Here is a 17,010-nt window from a genome sequence, read left to right on the forward strand (position 1 = left end):
ACGAACATATCTCCTGGGGGATAAGCATGGAACAATTGGTCATGAAGGCGGGCGGGTGGTTCGCGCTGGCCCTGCTCGCGGCCGCTGCGGCGGTCATGGCGGCGGACAGCGGTTTTGCCGTCCATATGACGATCGTGGCGGCGACCGGACTGCTGCTCGCGGCGCTCACCCTGAAACGCGCCGACTATGGTGCGATCATCCGCGGCGCACTCAAGATGCCCGATCAGGGGCGTTATGATGACGACATGATCCGCTGGGGCGTCATTGCGACAATATTCTGGGGTCTGGCCGGTTTTCTCGCCGGTCTCTACATCGCGCTCCAGCTGGCCTTTCCCGCGCTGAACCTGGGGATTGAATATACCAGTTTCGGGCGATTGCGGCCGCTGCACACCTCGGCAGTCATCTTTGCCTTTGGCGGCAATGCGCTGATCGCGACCAGCTTCTATGTCGTGCAGCGCACCTGCCGGGCGCGGCTCGCCTTTCCCACCATGGCCCGCTTCGTCTTCTGGGGATACCAGATGTTCATCGTGCTGGCCGCCACCGGCTATCTGATGGGCATTACCGAGGGCAAGGAATATGCCGAGCCGGAATGGTATGTCGACCTGTGGCTGACGGTCGTGTGGGTCTGTTACCTGCTGGTGTTCGGCGGGACGATCCTGAAGCGGTCCGAACCGCATATCTATGTCGCCAACTGGTTCTACCTGTCCTTCATCATCACCATCGCGATGCTGCACATCGTCAATAATCTGTCGATGCCGGTCAGCCTGCTGGGGTCCAAAAGCTATGCCGCCTTTGCGGGCGTGCAGGATGCGCTGACCCAATGGTGGTACGGCCATAATGCGGTCGGCTTCTTCCTGACCGCCGGCTTTCTGGCGATGATGTATTATTTCGTTCCCAAACAGGCCGAACGCCCGGTCTATAGCTATCGCCTGTCGATCATCCATTTCTGGTCGCTGATCTTCCTCTATATCTGGGCGGGGCCGCACCATCTGCATTACACCGCGCTGCCCGACTGGGCGCAGACGCTGGGCATGGTCTTTTCGATCATGCTGTGGATGCCCAGCTGGGGCGGGATGATCAACGGCCTGATGACGCTGAACGGCGCTTGGGACAAGATCCGCACCGATCCGATCATCCGCATGATGGTGATGGCGCTCGCCTTCTACGGCATGTCGACCTTCGAAGGCCCGATGATGTCGATCAAGGCGGTCAACAGCCTGTCCCATTATACCGACTGGACGATCGGCCATGTGCACAGCGGCGCGCTGGGCTGGAACGGCATGATCACCTTTGCCTGCCTCTATTATATGGCGCCGCGCCTGTGGGGCCGGGAACGCCTCTATTCGCTGTGCATGGTCAACTGGCACTTCTGGTTGGCGACGGTCGGCATCGTCCTCTACGCCGCGGCGATGTGGACGGCGGGCATCATGCAGGGGCTGATGTGGCGCGAATATGGGAGCGACGGCTACCTCGTCTACGCCTTCTCCGAAGTCGTGAAGGCCATGTTCCCGATGTACCTGATCCGCGCAGCCGGCGGCCTGCTCTATCTGGCTGGCGCGATCATCATGGCGGTCAATATCGGCCTGACCATCGCAGGACGCCAGCGCGAGGAAAAACCGATGCGCGACGCTGCCTTCGATCCCGTCGCCGACCGTCCCCTCCAGCCGCACGCCGCGTGACGGAGAAACCGACATGGAAACCAAGACCAAAAGCAAATTTTTCGATCATGGCAGGCTGGAACGCAACGTATCCCTGCTGGGCATCGCTGCGCTGATCGTCGTTGCCATCGGCGGCATCGTGGAGATCGCGCCGCTGTTCTGGATCGACTCCACGATCGAGAAGGTGGAGGGGATGCGCCCCTACACCCCGCTCGAACTGGCCGGGCGCAACATCTACATTCGCGAAGGCTGCTACAACTGCCATAGCCAGATGATCCGCCCGTTCCGTGACGAGGTAGAACGCTATGGCCATTACAGCCTGGCGGCCGAAAGCATGTATGATCATCCCTTCCAGTGGGGGTCCAAGCGCACCGGGCCGGATCTGGCGCGGGTGGGCGGACGCTATTCGGACGAATGGCATGTCCAGCATCTGAAAGACCCGCGCGCGGTGGTACCGGAATCGATCATGCCGACCTATCCCTTCCTGGCCGAACGCGACCTGAAGGCCGGCGACATGAGCGGCGATCTGACCGCCCTGGCGCGCGTTGGCGTCCCCTATGACAAGGACGCCATCGCCGCCGCCAACGACGACCTGAAAGCGCAGGCCGATCCAAACGCCGACAGCACGGCGCTGGCGAAGCGCTATCCCAAGGCGCAGGTGCGCGATTTCGACGGTGATCCGAACAGGCTGACCGAAATGGATGCGCTGGTCGCCTATCTCCAGATGATCGGCACGCTGGTCGATACCAAGGCCGCCGCCGCGCAGGAGACGGTGCGATGAGCTATGACGCGATGCGCCATTTCGCCGACAGCTGGGGCCTGGTTTTCATGGGCCTCTCCTACCTGATCCTCATCGGCTGGCATTTCCGGCCCGGCGCGCGCCGCCGCAGCGGCGATGCCGCCACTATGATCTTCACCGACAGCGACACCAAGGGGGGCGACCATGGCTGACCCGACCAAGAGCAAGATCGACCAACATAGCGGCACCCCGACGATGGGGCATGAATGGGACGGGATCGAGGAACTGGATACGCCGCTGCCGCGCTGGTGGCTGTGGACCTTCTACGCCTGCATCCTGTTTTCGCTGGCCTATGTCATCGCCTATCCGGCCTGGCCGCTGGTGAACAGCTATACCAAGGGGATGCTGGGCTGGTCCAGCCGTGGCGATCTGGCGCGCGACATGGCGGCACAGGCGGCGAAGGTCGCGCCGATCCACCGCGCTATCGCGGCGACGCCGATCGACCAGTTGCCGGCCAATGCCGCGCTGATGCAGGCGGCGGTCGATGGCGGGCGCGCGGCGTTCAAGGTCCATTGCGTGCAATGTCATGGATCGGGCGCTGCCGGATCGAAGGGCTATCCCAACCTGAATGACGACGACTGGCTGTGGGGTGGCGATCTGGTCACCATCGAAAAGACGATCATCGACGGCGTTCGCAATCCCGATCATGCCGAAACCCGGATGTCGATCATGCCCGCATTTGGCCGCGACCAGTTGTTGCAGGCGGCGCAGGTCGACGATCTTGTGGCGCATGTCCGCACGATCAGCGGCCAGCAGAAGCCCGATGCCGCGTCCCGGCGGGGCGGGCAGCTTTTCGCCGACAATTGCGCCGTTTGCCACGGCCCGGCGGGCAAGGGCAATCGCGAGCTAGGCGCGCCCAATCTGACCGATGGCATATGGCTGTATGGCGGCGACGCGGAGAGCATTCACCAGACGGTGTGGAACAGCCGCCAGGGCGTGATGCCGCGCTGGGGCGACAAGCTGGACCCGGCGACGGTGCGGATGCTGGCTGCCTATGTCCACAGCCTGGGCGGGGGCGAGGCTGCTCCGGTGCCGGTGGCGGTGCCGGTGGCGACGGCGGTGGACAACGGCGCGGCGGAGGCGACGAGCGATGCGCGGCAATAGCCTGCCTGTGCTAGGGTGGGTGGACGGCAGGCGTCAGGTGCGCCTGCCATGACCGCCGCTCCCCTGTCCCTCTATGCCAAGCGCAAGGGCGTTTATCCCAAGGCGATCGACGGCTTTTACCGTCGCCTGAAATGGGTGGTCATGGCGGTCACGCTCGCCATCTACTGGATAACGCCCTGGCTGCGCTGGGATCGCGGCCCTTATGCACCCGATCAGGCCGTGCTGGTCGATCTCGCCCATCGTCGCTTCTACATGTTCGCGATCGAGATTTGGCCGCATGAATTCTATTATGTCGCTGGCCTGCTGGTCATGGCCGGGGTCGGCCTGTTCCTGGTTACTTCCGCGGTCGGGCGCGCCTGGTGCGGCTATGCCTGCCCGCAGACGGTGTGGACCGACCTCTACCAGCATGTCGAACGCTTCATCGACGGCGACCGCAATGCCCAGATCCGCCTGGACAAGGCGCCCTGGAGCGCGGGCAAGATCGCCCGGCGGGTCGCCAAATGGAGCATATGGCTGCTCATCGCCTTTGGCACCGGGGGCGCGTGGATATTCTATTTTGCCGACGCGCCGACCTTGCAGCAACAGTTCTGGAGCGGGACCGCTGCGCCTGTCGCCTATGCGACGGTTGCTGTCCTGACCGCCACGACCTTCATCCTGGGCGGGTTCATGCGCGAACAGGTGTGCATCTATATGTGCCCCTGGCCGCGCATCCAGACCGCGATGCTCGATGAAAAGTCGCTGGTCGTCACCTATAAATATTGGCGCGGGGAGCAGCGGGGGAGCCTGAAAAAATCGCTGGCGCAGCCCGACGCCTTTGGCGATTGCATCGATTGCGACCAGTGCGTCGCCGTCTGCCCTACCGGCATCGACATTCGTGAGGGGCCGCAGATCGGCTGCATCACCTGTGCGCTTTGCGTCGATGCCTGCGACAAGGTGATGGCGCAGGTGGGGCGTCCGCGCGGCCTGATCGACTATTGCACCGAGGATGACGCCACGGCGGAAAAGGCAGGCCGTGCGCCGCGCCCCGTCATCCGCTCGCTGCTTCACGTCCGCACGCTCGTCTATCTGACGCTGTGGAGCGCAGTCGGCGTCGCCATGCTGTTTGCGCTGGGCACTCGCACCCGGATCGACATCAGTGCGCAGCAGGATCGCAATCCCATCGCGATGCGCCTGTCCGACGGCACGGTCCGCAATGCCTTTACGGTCAAGCTGCGGAACATGGAATCGCGGCCACGGCCCATGCGTATATCGGCAGAAGGGCTGGCCGGGGTCAGCCTGTGGACCGACCGGGATGGCCGCGCCGATGCGCGGGCGGCGATCGACACGATCGTCCCGTCCGACAGCGTGGCGAAATTGCGCATCTTCCTGGCCGCGCCAGCGCAGGGGCCACAGCGCGAGGATTTTGCCTTCACGGTCCGCGCCACCGACCGCGAAGGCGGCACAGCCAGCGAACCCGCCCATTTTGAAAGGTTGCAATGATGCCCGGCTTTCACCTGACCGGCCGCCATGTCGCGGCGATTTTCGTGGCCTTCTTTGCCGTGGTGATCGCGGTGAATGTCGTGATGGCGAGCTATGCCGTAGGCGGTTTTGGCGGCACGGTGGTCGACAATAGCTATGTCGCCAGCCAACGCTTCAACGGCTGGCTGGCGCAGGCGCGGCAACAGGATGCGCTTGGCTGGCAACAGGAAACGCGGCTGGACGCTGCCCGCCATGTGTTCCTGAAGCTGGTCGGGCCGCGATCGCAGCCCATGACCGTCACCGCGACGGCGGAGCATCCGCTGGGGCGCGCGCCCGACTTGGATTTGCGCATCGAGCGGCAGGCCGATGGCGAGTGGCGGGCGGCGCAGCCATTGCCCGCCGGGCGTTGGATCATCCACTGGACCGTCAGGGCCGACGGGCATGAGATGCGCTTTGTGGAAAGGCATGGATGATGGCGAGCCTGCCCGTCACCCTGACGCCTGATCCCATCGCACCGGATGCAGCCCATAGCCTGTTCTCGGTGCCGGACATGCATTGCGCGGGCTGCATCGCCAAGGTCGAGCGCGGGCTGACGGCGCTGCCGGGCATTCATGCCGCGCGGGTTAATTATTCGGCCAGGCGCGTCGCCATCACCCATGATCCGGCGCTGACCCTGCCGGACCTGCGCGCGGCGATTGCGGGCATAGGTTTTGCCGCCGAGCCGCTGGCCGATCCGACGATCGCGGTGGAGAATGCGCAGGACAAGCGGCTGTTGCGCGCGCTGGCCGTCGCTGGTTTTGCATCGATGAACATCATGCTGCTTTCGGTATCGATCTGGTCCGGGGCGGTGGGCGCGACCCGTGAGCTGTTCCACTGGCTGTCCGCCCTGATCGCGCTGCCGACGGTGGCCTATGCCGGGCAGCCTTTCTTCCGTTCCGCCTTTGCAGCGCTGCGGGTCGGGCGCACCAATATGGACGTGCCGATCAGCATCGGGGTGCTGCTGGCCACGGGCATGAGCCTCTATGAGACGATTACCGGCGGCACCCATGCCTGGTTCGACGGCGCGGTGATGCTGCTGACTTTCCTGCTGGCTGGACGATGCATGGACGCGATGATGCGGGGGCGGGCGCGCGACGGTGTCGCCGCCCTGCTGCGCCAGACCGCGCCGGGCGCCTATGTGATCGAGGCCGGTCAGCGCCGCTGGGTGGAAGCGCGCGCGCTGGTGCCGGGGATGATGATGCAGGTTGCCGCGGGCGAACGCTTTGCCGCGGATGGCGAAATTCGGGAGGGGAAAAGCAGCGTCGATCTGGCCTTCCTGACGGGCGAGAGCCGTCCAGTGGCGGTCGGCGTCGGTGATGGCGTTCATGCAGGCGCGCTCAACATGGACGGGCCGCTCAGCGTGGTCGTAAGGGCGGCGGGCGCGGATACGCTGATCGCCGACATAGCGCGGCTGATGGATGCAGCCGGCCAGGGCAAGTCACGCTACTGTCTCTTATACACATCTCAGGCGCGCTCAACATGGCCGGGCCGCTCAGCGTGGTCGTAAGGGCGGCGGGCGCGGATACGCTGATCGCCGACATAGCGCGGATGATGGATGCAGCCGGTCAGGGCAAGTCACGCTATGTGCGGATTGCCGACCGGGCGGCGCGGCTCTACGCGCCTGCCGTCCATCTGCTTGCCGCCCTGTCGTTTGCAGGCTGGATGATCGCTGACGCTGGCGTGCATCAGGCGCTGCTGATCGCGACCGCCGTGCTGCTGATCACCTGTCCCTGCGCCCTTGGCCTGGCGGTGCCCGCTGCGCAGGTGGTGGCGTGCGGCGCGCTGATGCGGCGCGGCATATTGGTGAAGGACGGGTCCGCGCTGGAGCGGCTGGCGGAGGCGGACCGCGCGATGTTCGACAAGACCGGCACGTTGACGCTGGGGCGGCCAATGCCCGAAAATCTCGATGCGTTGCCTGCCGATGCGCGGCCGGTGGTGCTGGCGCTGGCCCGCGCCAGCCGCCATCCGCTGAGCGCCGCTCTGGCCGAGGCGCTGCAACGGGAAGGCGTCATGGCGGCCACGCTGTCCGACCTGCGCGAGGAGGCTGGCGTCGGCGTCAGCGGCTTGTGGCAGGGGAGGCCGGTATCGCTTGCCCGACCGGCCAATGCGGGCAGCTGGACCAGCCTGACGACCGAATATCGGGAGGGTGATTGCCATATTCTCCTGACCTTCGCCGACATGCTGCGTCCCGATGCCGCCGCGACGGCGGCGGCGCTTCGTACCCTTGGCCTTGATCCCATCATTGCAAGCGGCGACCGGCCGCAGGCGCTGCATGAAGTGGCGATGGCGACGGGGATGCTGGCGACCGGCCATATGAGCCCGCAGGCCAAGCTGGCGATGATCGAGCGGCTCAAGGCGCAGGGGCATCGCGTGCTGATGGTCGGGGATGGCCTGAATGACGGGCCTGCGCTGGCGGCGGGCCATATCAGCCTGGCGCCATCATCGGCCAGCGACGCCAGCCAACTGGCGGCCGATGTCGTGTTCCTGGGCGACAGCCTGTCATCGGTTGCGGTTGCCGTGCGTGCAGCGCGGCGGACGTTGGCGATCGTGCGTCAGAATTTCATGCTGGCCGTGGGTTATAATCTTCTGGCGGTGCCGCTGGCGATTGCCGGGCTTGTCACGCCATTGGTCGCGGCGCTGGCCATGTCCGGTTCGTCGTTGATCGTCATCGCCAATGCGCTGCGTTTGCGGCGGGCGGCACGATGATCGGCCTTGCTCTCCTCATTCCCATTGCCCTTTCGCTGGGGCTGGTCGGGCTTGGCGCCTTTTTCTGGGCGTTGAAGGCGGGGCAGTTCGATGATCCTGACGGCGCTGCGCTGCGCATTCTAAACGATGATGACTGACGGCGCGCGCGATCCTGATTAAGCGCTATTGCGCCAGCAGGTTCAGCGCGCGGGTCATGAGCGCCACGAAGCGGGGTTCATCGACGCGGGCGGCGCTGTCATTCCAGCTGGCGGCGATGGCGAACCACCGGCCATCGCGCGCCTGCACCAGAAAATTCATGGCGATGACGCCCGGTTCCGATCCGCCCTTATAGCCCAGATAGCGCCAGCGTTTGGCATCGGCAGGCGCAATGCCGGGATTGACCGCCATGATCGGCAGGGCATCGCCGCCATTGCGCCGTAGCCAGTCAAGCAACCGGACCATGTCGCGCGGCGTGGCGAACCATTCGATGCTGTCGATGGCGGTGGGAATGTCCGCAACCGTGCCGATGTCGACCGCGCCCGCCGTCAGTTGCGCGGCGTTGGCGGTGATGATCGCACGGCGCTGGTCGGGCGTCGCTGCGGCATAGTTGCGTGCGAGATCGGCATGGGCGGGCATTTTGAGCGCGAACGCCTCTGCCGTGGTCAGCAGGGGTAGCGTCGCGTCGGGGCGGGCGTGGCCGCTGGTTGCGACCATGGCATCAACCCGCATGCGCCCCAGCGCCAGCAACAACGTATCGGCCGCGCTATTATCGCTTTCCGCGATCATCGCCAGCGCCAGACTGTGCAGCGTCATCGGCGCGCCATCGGGTGTCGTCAACAGCCGCCCCGAAAAGCTTTTGTGCAACAGCGGGATCACATCGCTCCAGCGTCGTTCGCCTGCTGCCACGGCGCGGGCGAGTTCGGCCAATATATAAAGTTTGAAGGATGAACCCGTCGCCATCAGCGTATCGGCGTGCTGCTCGTGCAGCCAGACCGGGCCTGCATCGCCCAGTTGCGCTATCGAAAGCGCGGTCCGACCGGGGAGGGCGGCGATGCCGGCCAGAACCCGGTCCATATCGTCATCCGTCCGCCGTGTGCCGACCAGTTGCAGGCCAACCACCCGGTTGGGCGCCTGGGGTGCGACCACCAGCGTGAAGCCGATCGTCGCCCGCTCATAACGGATTTCCACCACGCCTGTCGTCGGGCTTTCGACCTGCACCGCGCCGCGCGCCAGCGGCTTGCCATATTGCTTGCGCAGATCGGCGGCCAATGCGCGCCATTGCGCGACCGGGACGGCGTCCAGAAACAGGGTGGAGAAATAGGTGTCCTCGCCGCCCGGCGCGGACAGGATCGACAATAGCTGGTCGGCCCTGGCCTGATAGGTCGCGTCCCTGGCTGCGCCAACGGTCGGCCACAGCGCCAGCCCCAGCAAGGCAAGCGCCGCGACAAGCATCTTCATGCGTCGATCGCTTCTTCGTCCACCGCGGCCGCATTTTCCTGAATGAAGGCGAAGCGGTGCGCCGGATTGGTCCCCATAAGCCGGTCGACCAGATCGCGCACGCTGGCGCGGTCCTCGACATCGGCGGGGAGGGTGATGCGGATCAGGCTGCGGGTGGCGGGGTCCATCGTGGTCTCGCGCAGCTGCATCGGGTTCATTTCGCCCAGCCCCTTGAAGCGGCTGACCTCGACCTTCTTGCCCTTGAACTCCTTGCGCAACAGTTCCTCGCGATGCGCGTCATCCTTGGCATAGAGGCTCTTGCCGCCCGCCACGATCCGGTAAAGCGGCGGCTGCGCGAGATAGAGATGCCCGCGCCGCACCAGTTCCGGCATCTCCTGAAAGAAGAAGGTCATCAGCAGCGTTGCGATGTGCGCGCCGTCGACGTCGGCGTCGGTCATGATGACGATGCGCTCATAGCGCAGATTGTCGGGGTTGCAGTCCTTGCGCGTGCCGCAGCCCAGCGCCAGGATCATGTCGGCAATTTCCTGATTGGCCAGGATCTTGGCAGTATTGGCCGATGCGACGTTCAAAATCTTGCCGCGCAGGGGCAGGATCGCCTGCGTCTTGCGGTCGCGCGCCTGCTTGGCCGAGCCGCCCGCCGAATCGCCTTCGACCAGGAAAATCTCGGTTCCTTCGGGATTGTCGGTCGAACAGTCGGTCAGTTTGCCGGGCAGGCGCAGTTTGCGCGCGCTCGTCGCGGTCTTGCGCTTGACGTCCTTTTCCTGCTTCCGCCGCAGCCGATCGTCCATCCGGTCGATGACATAGGCGAGCAGCGCCTTGCCGCGATCCATATGATCGGTGAGGAAATGGTCGAAATGGTCGCGCACCGCATTTTCCACCAGTCGCGCCGCATCCGGGCTGGTCAGGCGGTCCTTGGTCTGGCTTTGAAATTGCGGTTCGCGGATGAATACCGACAGCATGATTTCCGATGACGTCATGATGTCGTCGGCGGTGATGTCCTTCGCCTTTTTCTGGCCGACCAGATCGCCAAAGGCGCGGATGCCCTTGACCAAAGCGGTGCGCAACCCCGCTTCATGCGTGCCGCCATCAGGCGTCGGGATGGTGTTGCAGTACCAGCTATAGCTGCCATCGGACCAGAGCGGCCAGGCGACGGCCCATTCGACCCGGCCAGCAATGCCGGGAAAATCCTGGTTGCCGGTGAAAAACACACTGGTCGCGCATTCGCGATTGCCGACCTGTTCCTTCAGATGATCGGCAAGGCCGCCGGGAAACTGGAACACGGCTTCCGCTGGCGTATCGTCGCTGATGAGCGAAGGATCGCATTTCCAGCGTATCTCGACGCCCGCGAACAGATAGGCCTTTGACCGGGCGAGGCGATAGAGGCGCGCCGGTTTGAACTTCTGCTCGCCGAAAATGGCCGTGTCCGGCGTGAAGCTGACGGACGTGCCGCGCCGGTTGGGCGCAGCGCCCACCTTTTCCAGCGGGCCGAGTGGCAGGCCCTGCGAGAAGCTCTGGCGGAACAATTCCTTGTTGCGGGCGACCTCCACCACGGTTTCGGTCGATAGCGCGTTGACGACGCTGGCCCCCACGCCATGCAGGCCGCCCGACGTGGCATAGGCCTTGCCCTCGAACTTGCCGCCCGAATGGAGCGTCGTCATGATGACTTCCAGCGCCGACTTGCCGGGAAATTTCGGATGCTCGTCGATCGGCATGCCGCGGCCATTGTCGATGATGGTCAGGCGGTTGCCCGCCTCCAGCGTCACCTCAATCCGCGTGGCATGACCCGCCACCGCTTCGTCCATGCTGTTGTCCAGCACTTCGGACGCCAGATGGTGCAGCGCGCGCTCGTCCGTGCCGCCGATATACATGCCGGGGCGACGACGGACTGGTTCCAGTCCTTCGAGCACTTCAATGGCGGAGGCATCATAGCCGGAGGAGGATGTGGGCTGGGCGGCGAACAGGTCATCGGACATGATTGCAAGCTATAGGCAGGCGGGCGATCCGCGCAAGCACTGTGCTGAAATGGCAACAGCAACAAAATGTTGCATTGCGATGTGAAACAAAAGCGTCGTTCGATCCGTTAGCGGAGCGCAGTTGGGTTTCGATACCCGATCAGGCGAGGAGATTTTTTCAATGTTTTTCAACCGTATCGCGCCGCTTGGCGCCACTCTGGCGCTCGCTCTGGCGGCGGCCCCCGCCTTCGCACAGGATAGCGGCCCGGTCGATTGGACTGGCCCTTATGTGGGTGGGTCGTTCGGCTATAATTTCCAGAAGAGCGACGGCGCCGAGCATCTGCGCTTCGATACCAATGCCGACGGCAGCTATAACGACACGGTGACCACCATCACCGGCGCCAATGCCTTTTCGCCCGGCACTTGCGGCGGCGCAGCGCGCGGCCCCACCCCGGCGTCGGGTTGCGACGATGACAAGGATGCGATCGGCTGGATGGGCCATGTCGGTTATGACATGCAGTTCGGCGGCATCGTCGCCGGTGTCGTCGCCGAAGCGGGCAAGGCCTATATCAGCGACAGCGTGACCGAATATTCGACCACCCCGGCCTTCTACACCATGACGCGGCGGATCGACTGGAACGGTAATCTGCGCGCGCGCCTGGGCTACACCACGCCCAGCGGCATCATGCCCTACATCACCGGCGGTCTTGCCTATGCCAAGGTCAAGAACAGCTTTAGCACCAGCAATGGCGCGAACAGCTTTACCTCGGTCAATGCCAAGGAAGACGCATGGGGCTGGACCATGGGTGGCGGCCTCGAAGCGAAAGTGTCCGACAATTTCTCGATCGGCGCGCGCTATCTGTGGACCCGCTATAATGTCGACGATTATCGCGTCGATGTCGGTGCGGGGACTGCGCCCGCCACCAACCCGTTCCTGATCACCCCGTCGGGCGGCACGAGCATGAACCGTGGCGACAAGTTCGACACGCAGAGCGTGATGGTGACCACCAGCTTCCGCTTCTGACGGATGGCATGAAAAAGGGGCCGGTTCCTACGCAGGAACCGGCCCCTTTTTGTATCCGGGTCAGATGGTCAACGCACCCTGGGGCCGCCGAAAGGCAGCGGCGGGGGCGGGCGGCGGGTGCCGCGCGGCAGTTGCGCCTGATAGGCGCGGCCGCAATGTTCGACGCAATAGGGGAAGCCGGGGTTCACCGCCTCGCCACAGAAATGGAAATCGGGCTCGCCCGGATGCCCCATCGGCCATTTGCAGATCCGCTCGGTGAGGTCGAGCAACGACGTCTTGCCCGCGATTTCCGCACTGGGCTTGGCCGGGACCAGGCGACGGGGCGGCGCGGGCGGGATCGGCGCCTGCTGATCGCCCGGACCCTGACGCAGGAAACCGCCCGGCCCGACCGACACGATGCGCGGTTGCGGCTTGGCGGCTGCTTCTTCAGCGACGGGCGCTGGCGCAGGCGCGGCTGGCGCAGCGGCGGGCGTGAAGGCGCGGACGGGGGCAGGGGTTTCGGCCACCGGCGCGGGCGCAACCGGGCGCGGCGCGGCCTCTGCCTCGACCGCCGGAGCGGGGCTGGCTGGCTTGCGCGGCGGCGCGGGAGCCTTTTTGGGCGCGTCATTGGCCTTGACCGGCGAAGGACGCGATTGCAGGCCCAGGCGATGGGCCTTGCCGATCACCGCATTACGGCTGACGCCGCCCAATTCCTCGGCAATCTGGCTGGCGGTCAGGCCGCGTTCCCACATACCCTTGAGCTGGTCGATACGCTCGTCGGTCCAGGACAATGAAACACTCCTCAAAATATCTGGCTGCGCCCCTATATGGGGAGCCGGTGCGCAGGTTCAAATCCGTGAACAGCGCCCTTGCAGCAAATCCTCTCAGCCGATAGTCGATCCATCCATGAACGACCAGCCCAAAATTAGCCCGACCGCGCCCGCCATGCCGCCATTCCCCGAACCGGGGGTGCCGGTGATTCGCAACATCAACTGGGCGGGCAGCTGGGCGCTCTATCTGAAGGAAGTGCGCCGCTTCATGAAGGTGCAGCTTCAGACGGTGTGGGGACCGGCCATCACCACCCTGCTGTTCCTGGTCATCTTCATCGTCGCGCTGGGCGGCAGCGGCCGCACCGTGATGCTGCGCGGGCAGGCGGTGCCGTTCGCCGATTTCGTCGCGCCCGGCCTGATCATCATGGGGATGATCAACGCCTGCTTCGCCAATGCCAGCTTTCCGCTGATGGTGGGCAAGGTGCAGGGAACGCTGGTCGATTATCTGATGCCGCCTATTTCCGTGGGTGAATTGCTGGGCGCACTGGTGGCGTCATCGGTCACGCGCGCGCTGTTTGTGGGGTCCGCGCTGTGGGCGGCCATGGCGCTGTGGCCCGGTGTCCATGTCACCCCTGCGCATCTGTGGGCGGTGCTGTGGTTCGCGCTGATCGGCACCAGTTTCATCGCCTTTCTGGGCGTGCTGACGTCCATTTGGGCTGACAAGTTCGATCATAACGCCGCGGTCACCAACTTCGTTATCGGTCCGCTGGCGCTGCTGTCGGGCACTTTCTACTCGATCGACCGGCTGCCGCCCTTTTTTCAGGGGATCAGCCACGCCAACCCGTTCTTCTATATCATTTCAGGCTTCCGCTATGGCTTCGTAGCGGCGGCCGATACCAACATCGTGGTGGGCAGCAGCGTATTGCTGGCGCTCAATATCGGGCTTGGCACGCTCTGCTACACGCTGTTGAAGCGCGGCTGGAAGATCAAGGCGTAACCGTCAGGAAAAGGCGGCGAAGATCGGCATGAGCGCGCTGAGGACGATGAGCATCACGATCGCCAGCAGCCAGTGATGCCAGCGGGGCAGGGCGTCATCGCGATGGTCTTCGTCCCAGGGCCACATCAGCGGTTCGATCCGCCAATTCGGGTGGGCGCCTGGCCAGTCTCGATCATCGCAACCTGCATAAAATCATCATCACCCGCGGCAAGATCGTTGCCCTAACATGCGCGGGGGCGTTGCAAAAGCATCTGCGGGGCCGCCTGCGTTCAGGCGATGGTTACATTTCTCTGCCACAGCGGCTGCCATACCGCTTTGCAGCAAGAAAGATTGATGATGAAGATCGCCATAGTGTTCGGCACCCGCCCCGAAGCGATCAAGATGTTCCCGGTGATCCACGCCCTGCGCGCGCGGCCCGGCGTGGAAACCCGCGTCATCGTAACGGCCCAGCATCGCGGCCTGCTGGATCAGGTGCTGGAGATTGCCGGGATCGTGCCGGACGTCGACCTTGACGTCATGGTCCCGAACCAGACGCTCGACGGGCTGACCGCCAAGCTGATCGTCGAACTGGGCAAGGCGTTCGACGCCGAAAAGCCTGATCGCATCGTCGTCCATGGCGACACGCTGACCACCATGGTCGCGAGCCTGGCGGCCTATTATCGCAAGATCCCGGTTGCCCATGTCGAGGCGGGACTGCGCAGCGGCGACATCCACCACCCCTGGCCCGAAGAGGTGAACCGCCGCGTCGTCGCCTGCATCGCGGACATGAATTTCGCGCCGACGCAGGCGGCTGCCGATGCGCTGTTGCGCGAAAGCCGGGACGCAGCGGGCATCCACATTACCGGCAATACCGTGATCGACGCGCTGCTCGCGACACGCGACCGGGTGCTGGTCGATCCCACGCTTGCCAGCGGTCTCGATGATCTTGCCACGCGTTTCGCTGGCAAGCGGATCATCGCCGTCACCAGCCATAGGCGCGAAAATTTCGGTGGTGGCATGGAGGCGATCGCCCGCTCCATCGCCGACATCGCGGCCCGTCCCGATGTCGCGGTGATCTTTCCGGTCCATCCCAACCCCAATGTCCGCCCGATCATGGACGCAGTGCTGGGCGGCCTGCCCAATGTCGCGATGATCGAGCCGCTGGATTACCCCCATTTCGTGCGGCTGCTTGATCTGTGCACCCTCGTCCTGACCGATAGCGGCGGCGTGCAGGAAGAAGCGCCCTCGCTCGGCAAGCCGGTGCTGGTGATGCGGGAAACGACCGAGCGGCCAGAAGGCGTGGAGGCCGGGACGGCCAAGCTGGTCGGGACCGATCGCGCGCTGATCGTGCGTGAAGTGCTGGCGTTGCTGGACGATGAAGCCGCCTATGACGCGATGGCGCGGGCGCATAATCCTTTTGGCGATGGCCATGCGGCGGAGCGGATTGCAGGCGTTATCGCGGGATAGAGCGTCATAACCTCCTCTCCCGCAGGGGAGAGGCAACGAGACTTGGCAGCTTGCTGCCTTAGTCGCAGTGGTGAGGGTGTCCGCCCTGACGTTGGCGCACAGCCCCCTCATCCAACTGCGCCTAACCGATCCTTCGGATGCGGTAAGGCTCCATATCCTTCTCCCCCAGGGGGAGTAGGTCGATCTTGGTGCCACCGTTACCGAAATCTTCAGCATTTCCGGGCAGAAACTGCGGCAAATCTTAGCCTCATAAGGACTGCCTGTTCATGCCCGTCGACACCAAGCAGAAGGTTTCCGTCATCGGCCTTGGCTATATCGGCCTGCCGACCGCAGCCCTGATCGCCCGTGGCGGCGCGCAGGTGGTGGGCGTGGACGTGTCCGCCCATGTCGTGGAAACCGTCAATTCGGGCCGGGTGCATATCGAGGAAGTCGATCTTGACGGGCTAGTGCAGGGCGTCGTTGCGCGCGGCAATCTGCGCGCCAGCCTGGAGGTCGAGGAAAGCGACGTGTTCATCATCGCCGTGCCGACCCCGGTGGCGGAAGATCGCGCGCCCGACATCAGCTATGTCCTGAAAGCCGCGCGCACGATCGCCCCGGTGCTGAAGGCGGGCGACACGGTGATCCTGGAATCTACTTCGCCGGTCGGCACGACCGAAGCGATGCGCGATGTCATCGGCACGATGCGCCCCGACCTCAAAATGCCGGGCAAGGGCGTGCAGGGCGACATCGCCATCGCCTATTGCCCGGAGCGCGTTCTGCCCGGCCGTATTCTGGTCGAGCTGATCGACAATGATCGCTGCATTGGCGGCATCACGCCGCGTTGTGCGCGCAAGGCGCTGGGCTTCTATCGCCAGTTCGTGCGCGGCGCGTGCATCACCACGACGGCCCGCGCGGCGGAGATGGTCAAGCTGGTCGAAAACAGCTTTCGGGACGTCAACATCGCCTTTGCCAATGAATTGTCGGTGATCGCGGAGAATATGGACATCGACGTATGGGAAGTGATCCGGCTGGCCAACCGCCATCCGCGCGTCAATATCCTTTCCCCCGGTCCCGGCGTCGGCGGCCATTGCATCGCGGTCGATCCCTGGTTCATCGTCCATGGCGACCCGGAAAATGCCCGCATCATCCGCACCGCACGCGAAGTGAATGACGGCAAGACCGACTATGTCGTGGCCAAGGCGTCCGACATGATCGATGCCTTTGCTGGCGAGGATGTTGCCTGCCTGGGCCTGGCGTTCAAGGCGAATATCGACGATTTCCGCGAAAGCCCGGCGGTCAAGGTCGCAGCGCGGCTGGCCCGTCGCTATGGTCGCCGGATCAAGCTGGTCGAACCCTACGCCCATGCCCTGCCGATGGAATTTGCCGGGACGGGCGCGGAACTGATCGATCTCGATACGGCTCTGGAACAATGTGGCGTGTTCGTCATTCTTGTCGATCATGACATGTTCAAATCTGTCCCCGTCGATGAACGTGTCGGCAAGGCCGTTTATGACACCCGCGGCATCTGGCCCGATCAGCCGCGCCGCTTCGCCGAACCGGCACCGGGGCGCATCGCCGTCTGACGACCGGCCATCGGGCGCGACCCGTCGCGCCTGTGGTTGCCTTCGTCGTGCCGCACCGCTACCCCCCGGCCTCAATCGG

16 protein-coding genes and 1 pseudogene are annotated in these 17,010 nt (G+C 64.4%); 13 read left to right on the top strand and 4 right to left on the bottom strand.

Going from position 1 to position 17,010, the window contains the following annotated elements; translation table 11 throughout:
* Positions 1-26 precede the first annotated feature (26 nt).
* From ccoN to ccoS, 9 genes and pseudogenes are all read left to right on the top strand, one after another.
* Complete coding sequence (gene ccoN / locus FE851_RS06265) at positions 27-1,679, top strand: cytochrome-c oxidase, cbb3-type subunit I (RefSeq protein ID WP_145204175.1); 1,653 nt, start codon at positions 27-29, stop codon at positions 1,677-1,679.
* Positions 1,680-1,692: 13 nt separating this feature from the next.
* On the top strand, positions 1,693-2,439 hold the full coding sequence (gene ccoO, locus FE851_RS06270) for a cytochrome-c oxidase, cbb3-type subunit II (RefSeq protein ID WP_130753045.1): 747 nt from the start codon (positions 1,693-1,695) through the stop codon (positions 2,437-2,439).
* Complete coding sequence (locus FE851_RS06275) at positions 2,436-2,609, top strand: cbb3-type cytochrome c oxidase subunit 3 (protein ID WP_017182345.1); 174 nt, start codon at positions 2,436-2,438, stop codon at positions 2,607-2,609. The genes ccoO and FE851_RS06275 overlap by 4 nt, the downstream gene beginning before the upstream one ends.
* Positions 2,602-3,561, top strand: coding sequence for a cytochrome-c oxidase, cbb3-type subunit III (ccoP, locus tag FE851_RS06280; RefSeq protein ID WP_145200776.1), 960 nt, complete (start codon positions 2,602-2,604; stop codon positions 3,559-3,561). The genes FE851_RS06275 and ccoP overlap by 8 nt, the downstream gene beginning before the upstream one ends.
* A 48-nt stretch (positions 3,562-3,609) precedes the next feature.
* Positions 3,610-5,040: a cytochrome c oxidase accessory protein CcoG gene (ccoG, locus tag FE851_RS06285; protein ID WP_145200779.1), complete on the top strand. Its 1,431-nt coding sequence runs from the start codon at positions 3,610-3,612 to the stop codon at positions 5,038-5,040.
* Positions 5,037-5,492, top strand: coding sequence for a FixH family protein (locus FE851_RS06290; RefSeq protein WP_145200782.1), 456 nt, complete (start codon positions 5,037-5,039; stop codon positions 5,490-5,492). Before ccoG ends, FE851_RS06290 begins: the two co-directional genes overlap by 4 nt.
* A 77-nt stretch (positions 5,493-5,569) precedes the next feature.
* A complete protein-coding gene (locus tag FE851_RS27235) occupies positions 5,570-6,565 on the top strand; it encodes a heavy metal translocating P-type ATPase (RefSeq protein WP_409994496.1) in 996 nt (331 codons plus the stop codon).
* Positions 6,556-7,764, top strand: a pseudogene (locus FE851_RS27240) (HAD-IC family P-type ATPase); the annotation flags it as partial. The gene FE851_RS27235 and the pseudogene FE851_RS27240, both read left to right, overlap by 10 nt.
* Positions 7,761-7,901 carry a cbb3-type cytochrome oxidase assembly protein CcoS gene (gene ccoS, locus FE851_RS06305; protein WP_017182340.1) on the top strand — a complete coding sequence of 47 codons (141 nt, stop codon included), beginning with the start codon at positions 7,761-7,763 and terminating at the stop codon, positions 7,899-7,901. The pseudogene FE851_RS27240 and the gene ccoS, both read left to right, overlap by 4 nt.
* 25 nt (positions 7,902-7,926) lie before the next feature.
* Here ccoS and FE851_RS06310 read toward each other — a convergent pair whose 3' ends face one another.
* Positions 7,927-9,201 (bottom strand): serine hydrolase, encoded by a 1,275-nt coding sequence (locus FE851_RS06310; protein ID WP_145200788.1) that lies wholly within the window; start codon positions 9,199-9,201, stop codon positions 7,927-7,929.
* Positions 9,198-11,174, bottom strand: coding sequence for a DNA topoisomerase IV subunit B (gene parE, locus FE851_RS06315; RefSeq protein ID WP_107124652.1), 1,977 nt, complete (start codon positions 11,172-11,174; stop codon positions 9,198-9,200). The genes FE851_RS06310 and parE overlap by 4 nt, the downstream gene beginning before the upstream one ends.
* A gap of 160 nt (positions 11,175-11,334) precedes the next feature.
* Between parE and FE851_RS06320 the strand changes: the two genes are divergently transcribed.
* Positions 11,335-12,177 carry an outer membrane protein gene (locus FE851_RS06320; RefSeq protein ID WP_017182337.1) on the top strand — a complete coding sequence of 281 codons (843 nt, stop codon included), beginning with the start codon at positions 11,335-11,337 and terminating at the stop codon, positions 12,175-12,177.
* Positions 12,178-12,245: 68 nt separating this feature from the next.
* On the opposite strand, the gene FE851_RS06325 is transcribed toward FE851_RS06320, so the two are convergent.
* Positions 12,246-12,947, bottom strand: coding sequence for a GcrA family cell cycle regulator (locus tag FE851_RS06325; protein ID WP_145200791.1), 702 nt, complete (start codon positions 12,945-12,947; stop codon positions 12,246-12,248).
* Positions 12,948-13,062: 115 nt separating this feature from the next.
* On the opposite strand from FE851_RS06325, the gene FE851_RS06330 reads away from it, so the two are divergent.
* Positions 13,063-13,923 carry an ABC transporter permease gene (locus FE851_RS06330; RefSeq protein WP_145200794.1) on the top strand — a complete coding sequence of 287 codons (861 nt, stop codon included), beginning with the start codon at positions 13,063-13,065 and terminating at the stop codon, positions 13,921-13,923.
* Between the two features lie 3 nt (positions 13,924-13,926).
* On the opposite strand, the gene FE851_RS26660 is transcribed toward FE851_RS06330, so the two are convergent.
* Positions 13,927-14,049 (bottom strand): hypothetical protein, encoded by a 123-nt coding sequence (locus tag FE851_RS26660; RefSeq protein ID WP_017182334.1) that lies wholly within the window; start codon positions 14,047-14,049, stop codon positions 13,927-13,929.
* A 210-nt stretch (positions 14,050-14,259) separates the two neighbouring features.
* Between FE851_RS26660 and wecB the strand changes: the two genes are divergently transcribed.
* Entirely contained in the window at positions 14,260-15,369 is a 1,110-nt protein-coding gene (gene wecB / locus FE851_RS06335) for a non-hydrolyzing UDP-N-acetylglucosamine 2-epimerase (protein ID WP_145204181.1), read from the top strand.
* A gap of 266 nt (positions 15,370-15,635) precedes the next feature.
* Positions 15,636-16,931 (top strand): UDP-N-acetyl-D-mannosamine dehydrogenase, encoded by a 1,296-nt coding sequence (wecC, locus tag FE851_RS06345; protein WP_130753037.1) that lies wholly within the window; start codon positions 15,636-15,638, stop codon positions 16,929-16,931.
* Positions 16,932-17,010 lie beyond the last annotated feature (79 nt).

Origin of the sequence: Sphingobium sp. B2 (assembly GCF_007693735.1) — a bacterium.
Classification (GTDB): domain Bacteria; phylum Pseudomonadota; class Alphaproteobacteria; order Sphingomonadales; family Sphingomonadaceae; genus Sphingobium; species Sphingobium xenophagum.

What these genes read in the sequence shown, in the direction of transcription:
- ccoN (WP_145204175.1), top strand. Translation starts at nt 27, where the DNA reads ATGGAACAATTGGTCATGAAGGCGGGCGGGTGGTTCGCGCTGGCCCTG.
- ccoO (WP_130753045.1), top strand. Translation starts at nt 1,693, where the DNA reads ATGGAAACCAAGACCAAAAGCAAATTTTTCGATCATGGCAGGCTGGAA.
- FE851_RS06275 (WP_017182345.1), top strand. Translation starts at nt 2,436, where the DNA reads ATGAGCTATGACGCGATGCGCCATTTCGCCGACAGCTGGGGCCTGGTT.
- ccoP (WP_145200776.1), top strand. Translation starts at nt 2,602, where the DNA reads ATGGCTGACCCGACCAAGAGCAAGATCGACCAACATAGCGGCACCCCG.
- ccoG (WP_145200779.1), top strand. Translation starts at nt 3,610, where the DNA reads ATGACCGCCGCTCCCCTGTCCCTCTATGCCAAGCGCAAGGGCGTTTAT.
- FE851_RS06290 (WP_145200782.1), top strand. Translation starts at nt 5,037, where the DNA reads ATGATGCCCGGCTTTCACCTGACCGGCCGCCATGTCGCGGCGATTTTC.
- FE851_RS27235 (WP_409994496.1), top strand. Translation starts at nt 5,570, where the DNA reads ATGCATTGCGCGGGCTGCATCGCCAAGGTCGAGCGCGGGCTGACGGCG.
- ccoS (WP_017182340.1), top strand. Translation starts at nt 7,761, where the DNA reads ATGATCGGCCTTGCTCTCCTCATTCCCATTGCCCTTTCGCTGGGGCTG.
- FE851_RS06310 (WP_145200788.1), bottom strand. Translation starts at nt 9,201, where the DNA reads ATGAAGATGCTTGTCGCGGCGCTTGCCTTGCTGGGGCTGGCGCTGTGG.
- parE (WP_107124652.1), bottom strand. Translation starts at nt 11,174, where the DNA reads ATGTCCGATGACCTGTTCGCCGCCCAGCCCACATCCTCCTCCGGCTAT.
- FE851_RS06320 (WP_017182337.1), top strand. Translation starts at nt 11,335, where the DNA reads ATGTTTTTCAACCGTATCGCGCCGCTTGGCGCCACTCTGGCGCTCGCT.
- FE851_RS06330 (WP_145200794.1), top strand. Translation starts at nt 13,063, where the DNA reads ATGAACGACCAGCCCAAAATTAGCCCGACCGCGCCCGCCATGCCGCCA.
- FE851_RS26660 (WP_017182334.1), bottom strand. Translation starts at nt 14,049, where the DNA reads ATGTGGCCCTGGGACGAAGACCATCGCGATGACGCCCTGCCCCGCTGG.
- wecB (WP_145204181.1), top strand. Translation starts at nt 14,260, where the DNA reads ATGAAGATCGCCATAGTGTTCGGCACCCGCCCCGAAGCGATCAAGATG.
- wecC (WP_130753037.1), top strand. Translation starts at nt 15,636, where the DNA reads ATGCCCGTCGACACCAAGCAGAAGGTTTCCGTCATCGGCCTTGGCTAT.